At 69.1% G+C, this 18,310-nt stretch carries 20 protein-coding genes; 8 read left to right on the forward strand and 12 right to left on the reverse strand.

Annotated elements, in window-relative coordinates:
* The first annotated feature begins 39 nt into the window (after window positions 1-39).
* Window positions 40-1,002, forward strand: coding sequence for an acetyl-CoA carboxylase carboxyltransferase subunit alpha (locus JM664_RS02120; RefSeq protein WP_227418354.1), 963 nt, complete (start codon window positions 40-42; stop codon window positions 1,000-1,002).
* A 5-nt stretch (window positions 1,003-1,007) separates the two neighbouring features.
* Here the strand turns inward: JM664_RS02120 and JM664_RS18630 are convergent, their stop codons facing one another.
* Window positions 1,008-1,784 carry a zinc-ribbon domain-containing protein gene (locus tag JM664_RS18630; protein WP_319637510.1) on the reverse strand — a complete coding sequence of 259 codons (777 nt, stop codon included), beginning with the start codon at window positions 1,782-1,784 and terminating at the stop codon, window positions 1,008-1,010.
* Window positions 1,785-1,968: 184 nt separating this feature from the next.
* Between JM664_RS18630 and JM664_RS02130 the strand changes: the two genes are divergently transcribed.
* Window positions 1,969-2,676 (forward strand): lysophospholipid acyltransferase family protein, encoded by a 708-nt coding sequence (locus JM664_RS02130; RefSeq protein ID WP_227418355.1) that lies wholly within the window; start codon window positions 1,969-1,971, stop codon window positions 2,674-2,676.
* On the opposite strand, the gene JM664_RS02135 is transcribed toward JM664_RS02130, so the two are convergent.
* The 5 genes from JM664_RS02135 to argH all read right to left on the reverse strand — a co-directional run bounded on the left by JM664_RS02135 (window position 2,673) and on the right by argH (window position 8,393).
* Window positions 2,673-5,276: a TIGR02302 family protein gene (locus tag JM664_RS02135; protein ID WP_227418240.1), complete on the reverse strand. Its 2,604-nt coding sequence runs from the start codon at window positions 5,274-5,276 to the stop codon at window positions 2,673-2,675. The two genes, JM664_RS02130 and JM664_RS02135, sit on opposite strands and share 4 nt — an antisense overlap.
* A 37-nt stretch (window positions 5,277-5,313) precedes the next feature.
* Window positions 5,314-6,579: a diaminopimelate decarboxylase gene (gene lysA, locus JM664_RS02140; protein WP_227418241.1), complete on the reverse strand. Its 1,266-nt coding sequence runs from the start codon at window positions 6,577-6,579 to the stop codon at window positions 5,314-5,316.
* A gap of 106 nt (window positions 6,580-6,685) precedes the next feature.
* A complete protein-coding gene (locus JM664_RS02145) occupies window positions 6,686-6,841 on the reverse strand; it encodes an argininosuccinate lyase (RefSeq protein WP_227418242.1) in 156 nt (51 codons plus the stop codon).
* The gene (locus tag JM664_RS02150) at window positions 6,838-6,993 is read right to left on the reverse strand and encodes a hypothetical protein (protein ID WP_227418243.1); all 156 of its coding nucleotides are present in this window, start codon (window positions 6,991-6,993) and stop codon (window positions 6,838-6,840) included. Before JM664_RS02150 ends, JM664_RS02145 begins: the two co-directional genes overlap by 4 nt.
* Entirely contained in the window at window positions 6,990-8,393 is a 1,404-nt protein-coding gene (argH, locus tag JM664_RS02155) for an argininosuccinate lyase (protein ID WP_406675751.1), read from the reverse strand. Before argH ends, JM664_RS02150 begins: the two co-directional genes overlap by 4 nt.
* Between argH and JM664_RS02160 the strand changes: the two genes are divergently transcribed.
* The gene (locus JM664_RS02160; protein WP_227418244.1) at window positions 8,392-8,931 is read left to right on the forward strand and encodes a TlpA family protein disulfide reductase; all 540 of its coding nucleotides are present in this window, start codon (window positions 8,392-8,394) and stop codon (window positions 8,929-8,931) included. The genes argH and JM664_RS02160 overlap by 2 nt on opposite strands.
* Before the next feature lie 27 nt (window positions 8,932-8,958).
* Here the strand turns inward: JM664_RS02160 and JM664_RS02165 are convergent, their stop codons facing one another.
* Window positions 8,959-9,546: a DNA-3-methyladenine glycosylase I gene (locus JM664_RS02165; protein WP_227418245.1), complete on the reverse strand. Its 588-nt coding sequence runs from the start codon at window positions 9,544-9,546 to the stop codon at window positions 8,959-8,961.
* 72 nt (window positions 9,547-9,618) lie between these two features.
* On the opposite strand from JM664_RS02165, the gene JM664_RS02170 reads away from it, so the two are divergent.
* The 4 genes from JM664_RS02170 (at window position 9,619) to phbB (ending at window position 13,359) form a co-directional block, all read left to right on the forward strand.
* Window positions 9,619-10,443, forward strand: a complete 825-nt coding sequence (locus JM664_RS02170) for an EAL domain-containing protein (protein ID WP_227418246.1) — start codon at window positions 9,619-9,621, stop codon at window positions 10,441-10,443.
* 116 nt (window positions 10,444-10,559) lie between these two features.
* Window positions 10,560-11,735 carry an acetyl-CoA C-acetyltransferase gene (locus JM664_RS02175; RefSeq protein ID WP_227418247.1) on the forward strand — a complete coding sequence of 392 codons (1,176 nt, stop codon included), beginning with the start codon at window positions 10,560-10,562 and terminating at the stop codon, window positions 11,733-11,735.
* 33 nt (window positions 11,736-11,768) lie between these two features.
* Window positions 11,769-12,611 (forward strand): patatin-like phospholipase family protein, encoded by an 843-nt coding sequence (locus JM664_RS02180; protein ID WP_227418248.1) that lies wholly within the window; start codon window positions 11,769-11,771, stop codon window positions 12,609-12,611.
* A gap of 22 nt (window positions 12,612-12,633) precedes the next feature.
* Window positions 12,634-13,359 (forward strand): acetoacetyl-CoA reductase, encoded by a 726-nt coding sequence (gene phbB, locus JM664_RS02185; RefSeq protein WP_227418249.1) that lies wholly within the window; start codon window positions 12,634-12,636, stop codon window positions 13,357-13,359.
* 53 nt (window positions 13,360-13,412) lie between these two features.
* Here phbB and JM664_RS02190 read toward each other — a convergent pair whose 3' ends face one another.
* The 3 genes from JM664_RS02190 to JM664_RS02200 form a co-directional block, all read right to left on the reverse strand.
* Window positions 13,413-13,580 carry a YdcH family protein gene (locus JM664_RS02190; RefSeq protein WP_227418250.1) on the reverse strand — a complete coding sequence of 56 codons (168 nt, stop codon included), beginning with the start codon at window positions 13,578-13,580 and terminating at the stop codon, window positions 13,413-13,415.
* Between the two features lie 93 nt (window positions 13,581-13,673).
* A complete protein-coding gene (locus tag JM664_RS02195) occupies window positions 13,674-14,423 on the reverse strand; it encodes a tRNA1(Val) (adenine(37)-N6)-methyltransferase (RefSeq protein WP_227418251.1) in 750 nt (249 codons plus the stop codon).
* Window positions 14,420-14,635, reverse strand: a complete 216-nt coding sequence (locus JM664_RS02200; RefSeq protein WP_227418252.1) for a putative signal transducing protein — start codon at window positions 14,633-14,635, stop codon at window positions 14,420-14,422. The genes JM664_RS02195 and JM664_RS02200 overlap by 4 nt, the downstream gene beginning before the upstream one ends.
* A 57-nt stretch (window positions 14,636-14,692) precedes the next feature.
* On the opposite strand from JM664_RS02200, the gene JM664_RS02205 reads away from it, so the two are divergent.
* A complete protein-coding gene (locus tag JM664_RS02205) occupies window positions 14,693-15,694 on the forward strand; it encodes a polyprenyl synthetase family protein (protein ID WP_227418357.1) in 1,002 nt (333 codons plus the stop codon).
* Here the strand turns inward: JM664_RS02205 and JM664_RS02210 are convergent.
* Both JM664_RS02210 and JM664_RS02215 read right to left on the reverse strand, forming a co-directional pair.
* Window positions 15,670-16,539 (reverse strand): 4-(cytidine 5'-diphospho)-2-C-methyl-D-erythritol kinase, encoded by an 870-nt coding sequence (locus JM664_RS02210; protein WP_227418253.1) that lies wholly within the window; start codon window positions 16,537-16,539, stop codon window positions 15,670-15,672. The two genes, JM664_RS02205 and JM664_RS02210, sit on opposite strands and share 25 nt — an antisense overlap.
* Entirely contained in the window at window positions 16,536-18,230 is a 1,695-nt protein-coding gene (locus JM664_RS02215; protein WP_227418254.1) for a tetratricopeptide repeat protein, read from the reverse strand. Before JM664_RS02215 ends, JM664_RS02210 begins: the two co-directional genes overlap by 4 nt.
* Window positions 18,231-18,310 lie beyond the last annotated feature (80 nt).

Consider the following 18,310-nt stretch of genomic DNA (forward strand, 5'->3'; position numbering starts at 1 on the left):
TACCCCGGCCGGATGGCTGCCCGCAAAGAGTTCCTGCCCATGACCCACTATCTCGACTTCGAAAAGCCGCTGGCGGAGATCGAGGGCAAGGCCGAGGAATTGCGCGCCCTCGCACGGCAGAACGAGGGCATGGACGTCGAGAAGGAAGCACGCGGCCTCGACAAGAAGGCGCACGACATCCTGCGCGACCTTTACAAGAACCTCGACCCCTGGCGGAAGGCGCAGGTGGCGCGGCATCCGGGGCGGCCGCACTGCCGCGACTACATCGCCGAGCTCTTCACCGAATGGACGCCGCTGGCCGGCGACCGCGCCTTTGCCGAAGACGACGCCGTCATGGGCGGCCTCGCGCGGCTCGATGGCCGTCCGGTCGTGGTGATCGGCCACGAGAAGGGGCACGACACCGCAACCCGCATTGCGCGCAACTTCGGCATGGCCCGGCCCGAAGGTTACCGCAAGGCGGTCCGGCTGATGAGCCTCGCGAGCCGCTTCCGCCTGCCGGTCGTGACGCTGGTCGACACGCCTGGCGCCTATCCGGGCAAGGGCGCGGAGGAGCGCGGCCAGAGCGAGGCGATCGCGCGGGCGACGCAGAAGTGCCTGCAGATCGGCGTGCCGCTCGTCTCGGTCGTCATCGGCGAGGGCGGATCGGGCGGCGCGGTGGCATTCGCCACGGCGGACCGCGTGGCCATGCTGGAGCACTCGATCTACTCGGTCATCAGCCCCGAAGGCTGCGCCTCGATCCTCTGGAAGGATGCGGAGCGCACGCGCGACGCGGCGCAGGCGCTGCGGCTGACGGCGCAGGACCTGCTGAAGCTGAAGGTGATCGACCGGATCATCGACGAGCCCCTCGGCGGCGCCCACCGCGACCCGCGCGCAGCCATGCGTGCGGTCGGCTCGGCGGTGGGCGATGCGCTCGCCGAGCTCGAGGCGGAGAAGCCCGGCGCGCTCGTCCGCAAGCGGCGCGAGAAGTTCCTCCGCATGGGTGAGACCGCGCTCCCGGCCTGAGCCGCTCAGCCCTCGCCGAAACGCTCCAGAAGATCCGCAACGGCACGGGCCGAGCCGTCAATCGCCCGGTCGACCTGCGTCCGCACGTCGTTCGCCAGCTCCACGTAAGCAGCGAGGAACGGTCGCGCCTGCGGCACCCGCTCGGCCAGCGCTGGCGCCCCGGCGTAGAGACCGACGACCAGCACCATAGCGATGAGCACGAGCATCAGGCCGATGCCGAAGCCGCCGCGGCCCCGCGGCGTCTCATCCGAGGGCCGCAGCTCGGCGGCGCGCGAGGACGTGGCCCGCAGCGTCGCGTTGATTGCATCGGCATCCGGCAGCGGGCCGCTCTCGGTCCGCGGCCGAGCGATGCGGCGCGGCGTGATCCGGCCGGGGGGCAGATCGAGGTCGGGCTGCACTTCCAGGCGCCCCTGCTCCCGGCGGACCCGCGCCTCACGCGCGGCCTCCTCCCGCAGGAGCGCCCGCACCTCCTCGGCGATCGGCCGGCGCGGCAGGTCGGGGTTGGGCGCCTCATCGTCCGACGTCTCCGCCTCCGTCCCGGCCGGCGTGGGCGGCTCAACCTCCAGCGCGGGCGGGGCGGCTCGTGCCGGCGGCGCGACTTCTTCCGACGGGGGCGCCTCTGCAGTTTGCGGCTCCGGCGGCGGAGTGGCGGCGGCGGGTTCCGGCCGCGCATGCCAGGTCCGCTCGCAGGCCGAGCACTGCACGGTCCGGCCCGACTCGGGGACGAGGCTGGCGTCGACCTCGTAGATCGCGCCGCAGTTCGGGCATGTCAGGCGTATCACGCGCTACTCCGGATCGCTTCGCGCGCCGACTCTAGGCCGCGCTGCCGGTGGACGAAAGCCGATGCGCGGCTCTCGCGCCTCGCCATTTGCGTCGAACCCGCTATCGTCGCGCCGAGACGCAGGGAGGACAGACGTGGTTTCCGACGCCTTCCAGTGGGTCCGCTCGCTGGTTTTCATCGTGCAGATGTATCTCGTAATGGCGCTGATGGCGCTGGCCTACGCGCCCCTCGTTCTTCTCGACGAGGAGTGGGCCTTCCGCGCGGTCCACGCCTATTGCCGTTATGTCCGGTGGAGCGCGCGCGTCATCATCGGGCTTAGGTCCGAGATCCGCGGCGTGCCGCCGTCGGACGAGGTCGTGATCGCGGCCAAGCACCAGTCCTTCTTCGACATCATCATGATCGTCAGCGCGATCCCGCGACCAAAGTTCATCATGAAGAAGGAGCTGACGCGCACGCCCTTCGTCGGCTGGTACGCCCGCAAGATCGGCTGTGTCCCGGTGGACCGCGGGCGGCGGGGCCACGCGATCCAGAAGATGATTGAGGATGTCGGACGCGGCCAGCTGCGGCCCGGGCAGCTCATCATCTATCCGCAGGGCACGCGCGTCGCGCCGGGCCAGCCGGCGCCCTACAAGATCGGCACCGCAATCCTCTATGAGCAGCTCGGGCAGGACTGCGTTCCGGTCGCCACCAATGTGGGGGTCTTCTGGCCCAGGCGCAGCATCCTCCGCCGTCCGGGCCTGGCGGTAGTGGAATTCCTCCCGCGGATCGCGCCGGGTCTCCGCAATGCGGACTTCATGCGGCGGCTCGAGGCTCAGATCGAAGGCGCTTCGGACCGGCTGATGGAGGAGGCGGGCTTCTCGCTCATCGAGGCGCGGCCGCCCCAGACGACCTAGAAGCGGTCGAGAAGGCGCCGCAGGTAGTCACGCTCCTGCTCCGGCCGCTCCTGCTCGCCCGACCGGCGCCGGATCTCGTCGAGGAGCTCGCGCGCACGGCGATAGACGTCCTCACCCTGCAGGAGCTGCTCATCCGTACCGACGCGGCCCTGCGCACCGGGCATCCGGCCGAGCGGGTCGCGCTGCTGGCTTCCGTCGGCCTGCCCGAATGCCTCCCCTTGGCCCGCCTGCCCGTTCTGCTGCTGTTCCTGCGCCATTGCCTCGCCGAGATTGCGCATCCCCTCGCGCAGCGCGTCGAGCGCCTCGGACTGCCGGTCGAGTGCGCCGGCGAAGTCCTCACCGCGCAGCGCCTCCTCGGCCCCTTCCATCGCGCGTCCGGCGCGGTCTAGAGACTCTCGGGCCGCGTCGCCGCTCGGGGTTCCGGCACCGGGCAGGCTGCCCTGCTGCCGCGCAAGCTCGTCACGGAGCGCCTGCTGGCGGTCGGCGAGGCCCTGCGACATGCCGCGCTGGCCCGGCGACGGCGCGCCCTGCCCCGACTGCTGGCTCTGCCCTGACTGGTTGCCCTGCCCCTGCTGGCCTTGCTGGCCCTGCTGCTGCCCCGGCGTCTGGCCGCCTTGCTGTCCCTGCTGCTGTCCAGGCTGCTGCCCCTGCTCGCCGTCACCCTCGTCGAACTGCTCCTGCAGGTCGCCGAAGGTCTCGTCGTTGAGCTCCTGCTGCTCGCGCAGCGTCTCGGCGAGGTCCTCCATCGCCTGCTGGCCCGGACTCTGGCCCTGCTGCTGGCCTTGGGCGATCTGCATGTTCTCCATCATCTGCTGGAGCTGTTGCAGCAGCTGCTGCGCCTCGGCCATGCGCCCCTGCTCCATCAACTCCTGAAGCTGCTGCAGCATCTGCTCGAGCTGGTCGCCGGTGATCTCCTGCGTCTCGCCCTCGGCGAACTCCTGCTCCTGGCCCTCGGACTGCTCGGCGAGCTGGCGCATGTAGTCCTGCATCGCCTCGCGCAACTCCTGCATGAGTTCGGCGATCTCCTCGTCCGAGGCGCCGCTCTCCATCGCCTCGCCCAGCCGCTCCTGCGCCCGGCGCAGGCGCTCCATGGCGTCGCCGAGATCGCCCTCCTCGATCATAAGGGCGACGTCCCAGAGGGCGTCGGCGATCTCGTCCTGCAGCTCCGTCGTGAACTCGCCGTACCGGTTGTAGTTCTCGAGCCGACGGATGATGACCCGCAGGCGCAGATAGGCGGTCTCCGAGCGGAAGACATCCTCGGGATGCCAGCTGACGGCGCGCAGGATCTGCGCGACCCGTCCGGCGTTCTCGCGGGTCCAAAGCAGGTCACGCCGCTGCTCGGCGATGGCGGCGGCAAGCGGGTCGAAGAACCTCCGCTCCGGCAGGACGAGCGGATCGGGCGCCGACATTCCCTCCTGACCCGCCGCGTCGCGCGCGGTCATGCGCAAGGTGACCGGCATCCCGGCCCAGGGATGCTTGGCGAAATCCTCGGCCAGAACCTCGCTGTATTCCGCGGTCTCGCCGGTAAGGCTGAGCGGCAGATCGATGACGACGGGCTCACGCGGCTCGGGCTCGACTGCCAGGCCGTGGCGCCGCTCCAGCGCCGCGAGATCGAGCGCGAGGCGAGCGTTGCCGCCGATGACGCCGTAGTCGTCAGACGCGGTAAACGGCTGACGCAGCTCGCCCGCGGCGGTCCGCTCCGGCGGGCCGTCGACGCGGATAGTCGGTGGCGAGTCGGCAAGTACCCCGATCTCCCAGCGCGCGCCCCCGGCACCTTCGACCGCGAGGGCGCCCTCCCGCGTGACCTCGAAGCTCTGCGAGGGTGCGCTGGCGGGTGCGACTTCGCCGATGCGGCCGGAAACGGTCTCCGACACGGTGAGCGCGCCGACCTCGCCGTAAAGGCGCAGCGTAACGCGGCTGCCGCGCGGGACATCGATCCGCTCGCGGTCGATGTCGTTGAGATAGAGGCTCGGCAGGCCAGTGTAGACCGGCGGCTCGATCCAGCCCTCCCAGCTCGGACCGGCGGCCAGCGACTGCCCGGCGCGAACCGGCGCCATCTCGGTGACGCTTGCGACCCGCCAGAACGAGCCGAAGAGCAGCGCCATCACCAGCGCGAGGAGCGCGGCGTAGCGCAGAGCGTAGGGATCGCGATCGGCCACGCTGAGGCTCGGCCGCACCGCGCGAGCCTGCCTTGCCCGGTTGGCCATCCGCACGACGTGTGCACGCCAGACCGCCTCGGACGCCGCGTCGCCCGTCCCGATGGCTTGCGCGTCGGTGATCGCGGTGATTGGGCGGCCCGGTAGGGTCCGGTCGAGCCGGTCCAGCGCCTCGGTGGCTCCGGGCCAGCGGAAGCGCCGCGCGCCGTGCCAGAGGCTCCAGCCGAACGCACCTGCCGCGAGCACGCCGCCGGTCCAGACGAATTCGAGGGGAAGGGCGTCCTGCGCGCCAAGCATCAGCGCGGCCAGAAGCGCCATGAGAACCGTCGCCAGCGGCCAGAAACACCTCACCGTCCGCTCGGCAAACATGCCGAGGCGCGTCAGGGCCAGCGGGCGGCGGAGGCGCCTCAGCGCCTCGCGCGGGATGGGCATACGGTCCGTCATCCTCAGACGCAGCCTGCCTGCCACGGAGGAGTCCGCGTCAGAGCCATTCAGGGATGGTATCTCGCGCCAACATCTCGTCAAAGGATGGCCGCGCGCGAATGACGGCGAAGTGATCGCCCTGCACCAGCACCTCGGGCACCAGCGGCCGGGCGTTGTATTCGGAGGCCATGACCGCACCATAGGCGCCGGCGGAGCGGAAGGCGATGAGGTCACCCTCGCCCAGCGTCGTCATGTCGCGGGCGCGGGCGAAGGTGTCGCCCGTCTCGCAGACGGGTCCGACAATGTCGAACGGGCGCATCGGCGCGCCCGGCGCCGGCTCGATGAGCGGCACGATCTCGTGGTGGGCGCCGTACATCGCGGGTCGGATCAGGTCGTTCATGGCCGCATCGACGATCAGGAAGTCCCGCCCCTCGCCCTCCTTCACGTAGATGACGCGCGAGACGAGGATGCCGGCGTTGCCGGCGATCAGCCGACCCGGCTCGATCTCAATCTCGCAGCCGAGGTCGCCGACGGTCCGCCGGATCAGGTCGCCATACTCGGTCGGCAGGGGTGGTGCGAGGTTGGTACGCTCGTAGGGGATGCCGAGACCGCCGCCGAGGTCCAGCCGCTCGATCGCGTGCCCCTCGGCGCGAAGCTCGTGCGCGAGGGCGCCGACCTTCCGGTAGGCCGCCTCGAAGGGCACCAGCGAGGTCAGCTGGCTGCCGATGTGGACGTCGATGCCGACGACGCGCAGCCCCGGCAGGCAAGCGGCGTGCGCGTAGACGGCCCGGGCCCGCGAGATCGGGATCCCGAACTTGTTCTCGGACCTGCCGGTCGCGATCTTCTCGTGCGTCTGGGCGTCGACGTCGGGGTTGATGCGCAGGGCGATCGGCGCCACCGCGCCCATCGACCGCGCCACCTCGTCGAGGGCGACCATCTCCGGCTCGGACTCGACGTTGAACTGCCGGATGCCGCCCTGAAGCGCGTGGCGCATCTCGGTCCGCGTCTTGCCGACGCCCGAGAAGACGATCCGGTCGGCCGGGATACCGGCGGCGCGGGCCTTGCGGTACTCCCCCTCGCTCACCACGTCGACGCCCGCTCCGAGGTCGCCCAGCAGCTTCAGCACTGCGAGATTCGCATTGGCCTTGACCGCGTAGCAGACGAGGTGCGGCCCCCACGCCAGCGCCTCGTCGAAGAGGCGATAGTGCCGCGTCAGCGTGGCCGCGGAATAGCAGTAGAACGGCGTGCCGACAGTCGCGGCGATATCCGCCAGCGGCACGTCTTCGGCGTGGAGCACCCCGGCGCGGTAGAGGAAATGGTCCATCAGCGGCGCGGGTGGACGTCGTTGGAATGGTCAACGGGCATGCCGGCTCCTCTGGATTCTCACCGGCGCTCTTAGCTTCCCGAGCCGTCGCGCGAAAGGCGCTCGGTCAGAAGCCGCCCGCAACCCCGAACTCGGCCGACCCCGACATTGTCACGCCCGTCGAGGTTTCACGCTCGGGAGGTTGGGGCTCACCATCGACGCCGCAGGCCGCCAGCGCGCCGCAGGCCGCCAGCGCAAGGAGGAGGACGAGCGCGCGCGTCACGGCCGCACCGTGACGCCGACGCCACCAACGCGGAGGCCGGCGGACGGATGAACCCGGACGCCGTCCGGAGTTACGCTCACGCCCGCGTTGACGCGGGGCTGCGACGTTTCGCAGGCCGAGAGCAGCAGCATCGCGATCAGGACCCTCCTCATACCAGCGCCGCCCGCCAGCGTGCCACCTGCTCGCGCACCCTGACCGGTGCGGTTCCGCCGTATGAGGTACGGCTCGCAACGGAATTGTCCACGCCGAGGACGTCGCGCACCCCCTCGGTGATGCCTGGATGCGCCGCCTGCATCTCGTCGAGCGTCAGGTCCGCCAGGTCGCAACCCTTGACCTCGGCCTTGGCTACCAGGGCGCCAGTGACGTGGTGCGCCTCGCGGAACGGCAGCCCCGCCTCGCGCACCAGCCAGTCGGCGAGGTCCGTCGCGGTCGAGAAGCCCGAGCCGGCGGCGGCGCGCAGCGCGTCGCGGTTCGCGGCCATGTCCGCAACCATACCGGTCATGGCGGCGAGGCTGAGGGCGAGCGCGTCGGCGGCGTCGAAGACCTGCTCCTTGTCCTCCTGCATGTCCTTGGAATAGGCGAGCGGCAGCCCCTTCATCACCGTGAAGAGCGCCACCGTCGCGCCGAGGATGCGGCCGATCTTGGCACGGATCAGCTCGGCTGCGTCGGGGTTCTTCTTCTGCGGCATGATCGACGAGCCGGTGGAGAAGCGGTCGGAGAGCGTCACGAACCGGAACTGCGCCGACGCCCAGATCACCAGCTCCTCCGCAAGGCGCGACAGGTGCATCGCGCAGATCGACGCGGCGGAGAGAAATTCGAGCGCGAAGTCGCGGTCCGAGACGGCGTCGAGCGAGTTGGCGCAGGGCCGGTCGAAGCCGAGCGCTTGCGCCGTCGCCTCGCGGTCGATCGGGAACGACGTGCCGGCCAGCGCGGCGGCGCCCAGGGGAGACTCGTTCATGCGCGCCCGTGCGTCGCGGAAACGGCCCGCGTCGCGGCCGAACATCTCGACATAGGCCATCATGTGGTGACCCCACGTCACCGGCTGCGCCGTCTGCAGGTGGGTGAAGCCCGGCATCACCCAGTCCGCCCCCGCCTCGGCCTGGTCGAGCAGAGCGCGCTGCAGCGCCGCCAGCCCCTCGACCGCCACGTCGATCTGGTCGCGCACCCAGAGGCGGAAGTCGGTCGCCACCTGATCGTTGCGGCTGCGCGCCGTGTGGAGCCGCCCCGCCGGCTCGCCGATCAGCGCCTTGAGCCGCGCCTCCACGTTCATGTGGATGTCCTCGAGGTCGATTCGGAACTCGAACCCGCCGCCCTCGATCTCTGACAAGATCGTGTCCAGCCCTTCCCGGATCGCCGCGGCATCGCTATCGCTGAGGATGTCCTGCGCCGCCAGCATCGCGGCGTGGGCCTTCGATCCGGCGATGTCCTGCGGGGCGAGGCGGCGGTCGAACCCGATCGAGGCATTGGTCGCCTCCATGATCGCGTCGGGTCCGGCGGCGAAGCGTCCGCCCCACATGTCGTTCCGGTCGGCCATGACAAGAGGGATCCCCATGCTGAAGTCCGCCGTGCTCTACACCGCGCTGATCCTCGCCGCAAACGTGGCCGCTGCCGACCCCGCGCTGGAAGACCTGGCGCAGGGCGACATGCGCAAGCTCGCGTTCCACGACACGCCCAGGCTCGTGCCGGATGTCGTACTGAGCAACCTCGATGGTGGCGAGGTGCGGCTCGCGGATTATGCCGGCGCGCCGGTCGTGCTGAACTTCTGGGCGACCTGGTGCGCGCCCTGTCGCCAGGAGATGCCGTCGCTCGACCGGTTGCAGGCAGAGATGGGCGGCCGGCTGGAAGTGGTGACGGTGGCGACCGGGCGGAATGCTCCGGCGGGGATCCGGCGTTTCTTCGAGGAGGAGGGGATCGAGCGCCTGCCGATGCTGACCGACCCGGACCAGTCCTTTTCCCGCGAGATGGGCGTGCTGGGCCTGCCCGTGACGGTCATCCTCGACGCGAACGGGCAGGAAATCGCCCGCCTGACAGGCGGCGCCGAATGGGACAGCGAGGACGCGAAGCTGCTCCTGGAAGCAGTGCTCGAGTGAATCTCTAGATGCAGGATCGATGAAATCTCATTCGGCAGTTGCCGCCACCTCCGCGTGGCGCGGACAGGTGACGAGGTGGTCGTTTACCATGCCGGTCGCCTGCATGAATGCATAGACGATCGTCGGTCCGCAGAAGCGGAAGCCTTCCGCCTTAAGCGCGCGCGACATGGCGCGGCTGGTGTCGGTATCGGCCGGGATGTCGGCCATCGTCTGCGGCCGGGGCTGGAGCGGCGCGCCGTCGACGAACTTCCACACGAAGGGCGAGAACCCCTCGCGCTCCTCGATCATGAGCCAGGCGCGGGCGCCGTCGATGGCGGCCTCGATCTTGCCGCGGTGGCGCACGATGCCTGCGTCGCCGAGCAGCCGGGTGACATCCTCCTCGCCCCAGCGTGCCACGATGTCCGGGTCGAACCCGGCAAAGGCCGCCTGGAATGCAGCGCGCTTGCGCAGGATGGTGATCCACGCGAGGCCAGCCTGGAAGCCGTCGAGCACGAGCTTCTCGTAAAGAGCGCGCGGGTCACGTTCCGGCACGCCCCACTCCTCGTCGTGGTAGGCGACGTAAAGCGGATCGGAGCCGCACCACGGGCACCGGCCGGAAAGTGGACCCGACGTCACGGACAGATGTCCTTAACTCCAGTTTTACAGGCACGCGTCCATGTGGTCCTAGGAACGTCGCACGAGGCCGGAATGACCTGCAACGTCAATTCTAGCGGGACCCTCACGAGGGCACTGGCTGCATCGCGCGACAGGCAGACGTTCCTGATGGTCTCCCAGGCGCTTGCGGCGGGCCGCACCATGCTGGCTTTCCAGCCGGTGGTCGAGGCGCGGAACCCGACTTCGCCCGCTTTCCACGAGGGCCTGATCCGCATCCTCGACGAAACCGGCATCGTTGTGCCCGCCGGGCAGTTCGTCGCCGCGATCGAGGACCAGCATCTCGGCCGTGCGATCGACTGCGCGGCGCTCACCCACGGGCTCGATGCGCTCGCCCGGGTGCCCGACCTGCGCTTGTCGCTCAACATGTCGGTGCGGACGATCGGTCACAGGCCTTGGATGCGGGTGCTGGACGAAGGCCTCGAGCGCGACCCGATGGCTGCGGAGCGGCTGATCATCGAGATCACGGAGCGCTCCGCCATCCTCGCGCCGGAGAAGGTAGGCGCCTTCATGAAGGATTTGCAGGCGCACGGCATCGCTTTCGCGCTCGACGACTTCGGTTCGGGCTACACCTCCTTCCGCCATTTTCGCGAACTGAGGTTCGACATCCTGAAGCTCGACGGTTCGTATTGCCGCGGCATCGACGGCCACGGCGACAACCGCTTTCTCGTCGAGACGCTGGTCAGGGTCGGACGCCACTTCGGCTGCTACACTGTGGCCGAGATGGTCGAGCGGCCCGAAGATGCGGCGGTCCTTGCGGAACTCGGCCTCGACGCGCTCCAGGGTTGGCTCTTTGGCAAGCCGGAGTTGATCCCGCACTGGCATCGGGACGCCCGAACCGGCCTGCTTGAAGCAGTCTGACGCCCAATGCGGCGCGAGACGCGCCGGTTGCTCTGGGAAAACATGCGCCGTAGAACCGGGACGAACGGCCGGAGCCGTCGTCATTGTTCCGGCAGCCAATCCCAGGGAGGGTTCCCATGACCAACGTCGTCATCGCCTCGGCCGCGCGCACGCCCGTGGGCAGCTTCAACGGCAGCTTTGCGAACACTCCGGCACACGAACTCGGCGCCGCCGTCATCGAGGAGGTCGTCAAGCGCGCCGGCATCGACAAGGGCGAGGTCAGCGAGACGATCCTGGGCCAGGTGCTGACAGCCGGCCAGGGGCAGAATCCCGCGCGTCAGGCGCACATCAACGCGGGCCTGCCGCAGGAAGCTGCCGCCTGGAGCATCAACCAGGTCTGCGGCTCGGGGCTCAGGGCCGTGGCGCTCGGCGCGCAGCACATCCAGCTTGGCGATGCGCAGATCATCGTCGCCGGCGGGCAGGAGAACATGAGCCTCGCGCCTCACGTCGCGCACCTGCGCGCGGGCCACAAGATGGGCGACATGAAGTTCATCGACTCGATGATCAAGGACGGCCTCTGGGACGCCTTTAACGGCTATCATATGGGCCAGACAGCCGAGAATGTGGCCGAGAAGTGGCAGATCGGGCGCGAGCAGCAGGACGAGTTCGCCGTCGCCAGCCAGAACAAGGCCGAGGCGGCACAGAATGCCGGCCGCTTCCAGGACGAGATCGTTCCCTTCACCGTCAAGACGCGCAAGGGCGACATCGTCGTCGACAAGGACGAGTACGTCCGCCACGGCGCCACGATCGAGAACATGCAGAAGCTGCGCCCCGCCTTCACCAAGGACGGAAGCGTCACCGCCGGCAATGCCAGCGGCATCAACGACGGCGCGGCGGGCGTCCTCCTGATGTCGGCCGAGGAGGCCGAGCGCCGCGGGATCGAGCCGCTGGCCCGCATCGCGAGCTACGCCACCGCCGGCCTCGACCCCTCGATCATGGGCGTGGGCCCGATCCACGCCAGCCGCAAGGCGCTGGAAAAGGCCGGATGGAAGGTGGACGACCTCGACCTCGTGGAGGCCAACGAGGCCTTCGCGGCGCAGGCCTGCGCGGTCAACAAGGACATGGGCTGGAACCCCGAGGTGGTGAACGTCAATGGGGGCGCGATTGCAATCGGGCACCCGATCGGCGCGTCCGGCGCCCGCGTCCTCAACACGCTCCTCTTCGAGATGAAGCGGCGCGACGCCAAGCGCGGCATCGCGACGCTCTGCATCGGCGGCGGCATGGGCGTCGCCATGTGCCTCGAGCGCGGCTGATCCGGCGAGGGCGCCCAGAGTAGCGGAGCGCGCATGGGCGCATCCTCCCGCACCCGGTTCGACCAGCTGGTCTTTTCCGGCGGCGGGACCCGTTGCTTCTGGCAGGGAGGTTTCCTGCACGTGCTCCGGCGGGAGCTGCCGCTCGAGCCGGCGCGGATCAGCGGGGTCTCGGGCGGGGCACTTTCCGCCTCGTGCTTCGTCCCGCACCTTGGCCTTCGGCTGCTCGACGAAATGACGCGCGCCTTCGCCGATCAGGACAGCAACGTCGACCTGCACCAGGTGGTCCATCCGGAGACGCCGCAGACGCCTCACCAGAGAATCTACCGCGAGGTGGTCTCGAAGGTGATCGACGCCGAGGCCGAGCGGAAGATCGCGGAGGGGCCAGCGTTCCAGGTGCTGATCGCCCATCCGCCCGATGACGACATGTCGGCGCTGACCGGCACCGCCTCGATGGCGGCCTACGAGGCTGAGCTGCACCTCGTCTCGAGCCCGCACTTCAACTGGGCCGAACGCTGCGGGCTAACGACCAGCTTCGTCGACGCGCGAGCCGCCGCGGCGGAGGGAAAGCTCGTCGATCTCGTCTGCGCCGCCGCGACGATCCCGCCGCTCTTCGACATCGCGACGTGGGAGGACCGGCCGGTGGTGGACGGCGGCATGGCCGACCAGGCGCCGATGCCCTCGCCCGACGAGGGCCGGACCCTCGTGCTGCTGACCCGGCGCTACGACAACGTGCCCGACGTCGCGGGGCGCGTCTATGTCTCGCCGTCGGACGAGACCCCGGCCGACAAGATCGACTTCACCGACCCCGCCAAGATCCGCAGGACGTGGGATCTGGGCGAGCGGGATGCGTTGGCATTTCTGAACCAACTGGACTGACAAAACCGAGGGAGGAAGAACGATGGGACGAGTTGCACTTGTGACCGGAGGCTCGCGCGGGATCGGCGCCTCGATCTCGACCGCGCTCAAGGACGCTGGTTATACAGTCGCGGCGAATTACGCCGGCAACGACGAAGCTGCCCGTAGGTTCACCGACGAGACGGGGATCAAGACCTTCAAGTGGTCGGTCGCCGACTATGACGCCTGCAAGTCTGGCATCGCCGAGGTCGAGGCGGAACTGGGCCCAATCGAGGTGCTGGTCAACAACGCCGGCATCACGCGCGACGCAATGTTCCACAAGATGACGCCGGACCAGTGGAAGCAGGTGATCGACACCAACCTGACCGGCCTCTTCAACATGACGCACTGCGTCTGGGGCGGGATGCGCGAACGCAAGTTCGGCCGGGTCGTCAACATCTCGTCGATCAACGGACAGAAGGGACAGGCGGGTCAGGCGAACTATTCCGCCGCCAAGGCCGGAGACCTCGGGCTGACGAAGGCCCTGGCGCAGGAAGGGGCTCGCGCCGGCATCACCGTCAATGCGGTTTGCCCCGGCTACATCGGGACCGAGATGGTGCGCGCCGTCGACGAGAAGGTGCTGAACGAGCGCATCATACCCCAGATCCCGGTCGGGCGCCTGGGAGAGCCGGAAGAGATCGCGCGCTGCGTGGTGTTCCTCGCCTCGGACGAGGCGGGCTTCGTCACCGGCTCCACCATTTCGGCCAACGGCGGCCAGTACTTCTCCTGATCAGTCAGGCGCGGCGCGAGCCCCAGCGGCTCGCGCCCGATCGGCTGTCGAGGTCACATCGCCGACAGGCGCGTGATCTCCTCCTTCAGTCGCAGCTTCTGCTTCTTGAGTTCGGTGATTCGGAGGTCGTCGGACGATGGGCTTCGCTGTTCCTGTTCCACCATATGCGAAAGCGACTCGTGCTTCTTGCGGAGTTCCTGCAGGTGCGAGCTCAAGGCCATAATTGTCCTCCTTTCGTGGATCCGAAGCGAGCTCAGTCGAGCACAACCGGCGCGCCCTGTCACTCGCCAGATACGCCAGCGTATCCTTCAACCTTACGTTGAGTCCAGCGCTGCACCGTTCCGCAGCACATCGCTGATTTCCGCAGCGTAATCGTCACCATCACCCGAATGGCAGAGGCCTTCGTGAACGATCAGAGGCGCGGTCAGTCGGAACCGTCCGCGCGCGCTCTTGACCGCGGTCAGAATAAAGCGGTCGGCCTCGCGCCCGGCCCGTGCGGCAATCGGGCGCACCGTTACGGCACCAGCGCCGTCATCGAGCGCCTTCAGAAGCTCGGGCAGCCGCTCTGCCGCCTGGATCATCGTCAACCGCCCGCCCGGACGCAGCCGGCGCAGCGCCGCCCCAACCCAGTCTGCCAGAGGCACCGTCTCGTAGAGGGCCGCACGCCGCGACGGTTCCCCGGGCATGATACCGTGCGACCGCCGGAGGTATGGGGGATTGGACACGACATGGTCGAAGCTCCGCGCCTTGAGCTCCGGGCCCAGCTCCCGGACGTCCGCCTCGACGACGTGCATCTCGATCCGGTTCCGCGACGCGTTGCGCCGCGCTAGGGCAGCATAGTCGGCCAGTGCCTCGACTCCGATTAAGTCGAGCGCCCCGACACGTGCCGCGAGGCAGAGCGATACCACTCCCACCCCGCAGCCCAATTCCAGCACCGACTCTCCCGGACTCGCGTCCGTGGCCGCCGCGAGGAACACCGGATCCACGCCCGCACGATAGCCGCGGGCCGGCTGGAGGATACGCAGCCGTCCGCCGAGGAAACCGTCGTCGGTAAGCCCGGTCACGCGTCCAGCGCGATCCCGTTGTCGCGGAGGATCGAGCGCGCCCGGAAGAGGTCGCTGCTGCGGACCATCATCCGCCGCGGGAGTATGCCGATCGAACCCTCCAGCACGCTCATGTGCGCGTCCATCTGGAAGACCTCGATCTGCTCGCCCTCCAGCAGCGCCGCCGCGTAGGCGATGAGCGTCGGGTCATTGGTTCGCAGAAGCTCTTTCATCAGCTCTGATCTAAGGATATGCCCGGCCCGGTGTCGAGCGAAGTGAAAGCGGGTGCGATGGGGCTGGACCGGATTTCCGCGCGGCCGCACGAACGGCTGGCGGCGATGCTGTCGGATGAACTGGACGCGATGGCGGAACTCCTCGAGGCCAGGATGGTCTCGCAATACGCGCCGCGGATCGCCGACGTAACCGCCCACCTGATCCGTGCCGGCGGCAAGCGGCTGCGCCCGATGCTCTCGCTCGCGGTCGCCCGGATGTATGGCTACGAAGGCGAGAACCACATCCGTCTCGCGGCCACGGTGGAATTCATCCACACCGCCACGCTGCTGCACGACGATGTGGTCGACGAGAGCCGGCAGCGGCGTGGCCGGCCGACCGCCAACCTTCTCTGGGACAACAAGTCCTCGGTGCTCGTCGGCGATTATCTTTTTGCCCGCTCGTTCGAACTGATGGTCGAGATCGGGTCGCTGCAGGTGCTCGACATCCTCTCGCGCGCCTCTGCCACGATTGCCGAGGGCGAAGTGCTGCAACTGAGCGCCGAGCGCAACCTGGCGACGAACGCGGAGACCTACCTCAGGATCGTCCGCGGCAAGACCGCCGCGCTCTTCGCCGCGGCCTGCGCGACCGCCGGCCTCGTCGCTGGCCGCCCGAGCGCAGAAACCGACGCCCTCGCGACCTACGGCGACGCGCTCGGCATCGCGTTCCAAATCACCGACGACCTGCTCGACTACCGCGGCAATGTGGAGGTGACTGGCAAGAACGTCGGCGACGACTTCCGCGACCGCAAGATGACCCTGCCCGTGATTCTCTGCGTCGCGCATGCCGACGACGAGGAACGTGGCTTCTGGAAGCGCACGATCGAGCAGGGCGACCAGCGCGAGGGCGATGTCGCACGCGCCACTGCGCTGATGGAACGCCACCGTGCGCTGCAGGCGACCGAGACCGAGGCGAGGATGTGGTCTGACCGCGCCCGCGCCGCACTGGAGGCGCTGCCGCCGCACCCCCTGCGCGACACGCTCGCGGACCTGGCGGGCTACGTGGTGGACCGCGTGGCCTGATCGGTCAGCCCGGCGCTGCGAACCCACCAGCCCGGCTGAGCCCGCGAGATCTGCTTCGCCGCTGCCTCCGCCTCGGCAGACGACGCGAAGAGGCCGAAGACCGTGGCGCCCGAGCCCGACATCCGCGCCAGAAGACAACCGCCGGTCTCGGCCACCGCGGCGCGCGCCGCGCCGACAGCCGGTGCTTTCTCGATCGCGGCTGCCTCCAGATCGTTGCGCTGCTCCGCCAGCCACCGCGTCGCCTCGGCGGCATTGCGCCAATGGGGGATCTCGTCCGGCATCGGCGGGTGATCACGCGAAGCGAGGCCGGCGAAGACATCGGCGGTCCGCAGCGGCACCAGCGGATTGACGAGGACCAGCCACATGGGCGGCATTGTCGGCAACGGCGACAGCCGCTCGCCCACCCCCTGCATCCGCGCAGGTTGCGCCGCGACGCAGACCGGGACGTCGGCCCCCAGTTGCTCCGCAGCGCCTGTACAGGCTCCGGCAACGCCGTTCAGCGCCCTCAGCACCGCGCCGGCGTCAGACGAACCGCCGCCGATGCCGGCGGCCACCGGCAGGCGCTTGTCGAGCTCGATCTCGCAGGAGACGCCCGCGAGCGCCGCCGCCCTCAGCACCAGGTTGTCGCTGCCCGTCGGCACGTCTTCGGCAAACGTTCCGACCACACGCAGCGCCGGACGCGCGGAAGGGCGCAGCGTGACGTGGTCGCCAATCCCGCAGAATACCACCAGGCTGTCGAGCAGGTGATAACCATCGCGCCGATGCCCGACCACATGCAGGGTCAGGTTGACCTTTGCCGGAGCGAACGCCTGGAGCGGCCCCCACTCCGGGGGCGCAGAATTCATCCGCCCTTGGCGACCTGGAGCGGCTCGGCACCCTCTTCGGAGAGCACACGGTCGAGGCCGACTTCCAGCTTGCGCCGGATGCGGTCGGCGTCCGCCTCCTCGGGTTCGAAACTCAGCGCCCGGCGCCACTGGAACTGCGCCTCGCGCCCGCGGCCCACGGCCCAGAGCGCATCGCCCAAATGGTCGTTGACCACCGGGTCGGTCGGCATCAGCTCGGTCGCCCGCTCGAGCTGGTCGACCGCCTGCGCGTAGTCGCCGAGCCGGTAGTAGGCCCAGCCGAGCGAGTCGACGATGTACCCCGAGTTCGGCTGCGCCGCGACCGCCCGCTCGATGTAGTCAAGCGCCTCGTCGAGATCGCCACCCTTCTCGAGATACGAGTATCCAAGGTAGTTCAGTACCTGCGGCTGGTCCGGCCGAAGCTCCAGCGCCTTCAAGAAGTCCGCCTCGGCCTCTTCCCAGCGGTCCGTCCGCTCACGCGCTATGCCCCGGGCGAAGTAGACGACCCACTGCGCCTCGGACGGCTCGTCAACCAGCGCGATGGCGCGGTCATAGGCATCGGCCGCCTCGCGATAGCGCTCGAGTTGCCGCAGAGCATCGCCGAGCGCGATGTGGACGATCGGCAGGTCGCCCTTCTCCTCCACGAGGTTCTGCATCACCTCGATCGCAGCATCGCTGTCGCCCGCACGTGTCAGCGCATCGGCCCGACCGAGCTCGGCGGCGTGAAACTGCGGATGATCGCGCGGAACGCGACCATAGACCTCGACCGCCGCCTCGTGCTGCCCAAGATTCTCCAGAAGCCCCGCGGTCGCGAGGATCGCCTCGACATGATCGGGGCGGAGATGCTCTGCCGTGCTGGTGTAGAGCAGGGTATAGCTGTCCGCCGCCTCGCCGCTCAGAGCCAGGCCGATCGTGTAGAAGATCTCGGCCACGCCGTCGCGCACGCTGGTCACGACGTCGAACGGCACGGTCTCTCCGGCCTCGAGCCGCGCGCGCAGCTCCGTCAGGCCCGGATCGAGCGCCTCGCCGATCCGCTCGTCGATCAACGCGACCGCCTCGTCGTTGCGTTCGAGCTGGCTCAGTATTTGCGCGTGCGCCAAGACGCCGCGCCGGGTCAGCGGCAGCGGATCGTCCTCCTCGCCCGCGAGGATCGTGTCCGCGCTCTCGAGATCGCCCACCAGCGCCAGCGCCAGCGCCTTGTGGAAGAGCCCGAACGCCTTGACGCCCGAAACCTCGGACACCTCGTCGAAGCTCGCCAGCGCCTCCGTCATATCGCCTGCGCCGACCTGCGCCCAGGACTCCATCAGGCCGTCGAAGAGCGGCCCGACCGTCTGGCCCGCCTCGATGTCTTCGATGATCCCGTCCCATGCCTCGCGCGCGGACGCATCCGCCAGGAGCGCCATGTTCGCGATCTGGCTCTTGCCGCCGGTCTGGATCAGGCGGCGCGCAAGCGGCGCCGCCCGGTCCACGTCGCCGAGGCTGAGGTGCGAGGATATCGCCGCTTCCATGAGCGACGGGTTGCGCGGATCCTGGTTCAGCGCGCGCGAGAAGTAAGTCGCGGCCGCCGCGAAGTCGCCGTCCGCGCCGGCGTGGCGGCCAGCCAGATAGGCCCCCGAATTGGTCTGCGCGAAGAGCGGCATCGGCAGCGATACGGCCGCCAGAAGCACGGCAACGAGGGCAGGTCTCATCGGCATCGCGATCGATCTCCAACGGGGGCAACGAAGCGAAGGTAACGTCCGCGTGCCTAACAGGCAATCTACAGGCGCGCTTCTGA

It is taken from the genome of Roseitranquillus sediminis (assembly GCF_016918935.1).
Lineage (GTDB): Bacteria > Pseudomonadota > Alphaproteobacteria > Rhodobacterales > Rhodobacteraceae > Roseitranquillus > Roseitranquillus sediminis.

Bases quoted from the DNA above. Each gene is read 5' to 3' on its own strand.
- JM664_RS02120 (WP_227418354.1), top strand. From the start codon at position 40: ATGACCCACTATCTCGACTTCGAAAAGCCGCTGGCGGAGATCGAGGGC.
- JM664_RS02130 (WP_227418355.1), top strand. From the start codon at position 1,969: ATGTATCTCGTAATGGCGCTGATGGCGCTGGCCTACGCGCCCCTCGTT.
- JM664_RS02135 (WP_227418240.1), bottom strand. From the start codon at position 5,276: ATGACGGACCGTATGCCCATCCCGCGCGAGGCGCTGAGGCGCCTCCGC.
- lysA (WP_227418241.1), bottom strand. From the start codon at position 6,579: ATGGACCATTTCCTCTACCGCGCCGGGGTGCTCCACGCCGAAGACGTG.
- JM664_RS02150 (WP_227418243.1), bottom strand. From the start codon at position 6,993: ATGAGGAGGGTCCTGATCGCGATGCTGCTGCTCTCGGCCTGCGAAACG.
- JM664_RS02160 (WP_227418244.1), top strand. From the start codon at position 8,392: ATGCTGAAGTCCGCCGTGCTCTACACCGCGCTGATCCTCGCCGCAAAC.
- argH (WP_406675751.1), bottom strand. From the start codon at position 8,393: ATGGGGATCCCTCTTGTCATGGCCGACCGGAACGACATGTGGGGCGGA.
- JM664_RS02170 (WP_227418246.1), top strand. From the start codon at position 9,619: ATGACCTGCAACGTCAATTCTAGCGGGACCCTCACGAGGGCACTGGCT.
- JM664_RS02175 (WP_227418247.1), top strand. From the start codon at position 10,560: ATGACCAACGTCGTCATCGCCTCGGCCGCGCGCACGCCCGTGGGCAGC.
- JM664_RS02180 (WP_227418248.1), top strand. From the start codon at position 11,769: ATGGGCGCATCCTCCCGCACCCGGTTCGACCAGCTGGTCTTTTCCGGC.
- phbB (WP_227418249.1), top strand. From the start codon at position 12,634: ATGGGACGAGTTGCACTTGTGACCGGAGGCTCGCGCGGGATCGGCGCC.
- JM664_RS02190 (WP_227418250.1), bottom strand. From the start codon at position 13,580: ATGGCCTTGAGCTCGCACCTGCAGGAACTCCGCAAGAAGCACGAGTCG.
- JM664_RS02200 (WP_227418252.1), bottom strand. From the start codon at position 14,635: ATGAAAGAGCTTCTGCGAACCAATGACCCGACGCTCATCGCCTACGCG.
- JM664_RS02205 (WP_227418357.1), top strand. From the start codon at position 14,693: ATGGGGCTGGACCGGATTTCCGCGCGGCCGCACGAACGGCTGGCGGCG.
- JM664_RS02210 (WP_227418253.1), bottom strand. From the start codon at position 16,539: ATGAATTCTGCGCCCCCGGAGTGGGGGCCGCTCCAGGCGTTCGCTCCG.
- JM664_RS02215 (WP_227418254.1), bottom strand. From the start codon at position 18,230: ATGCCGATGAGACCTGCCCTCGTTGCCGTGCTTCTGGCGGCCGTATCG.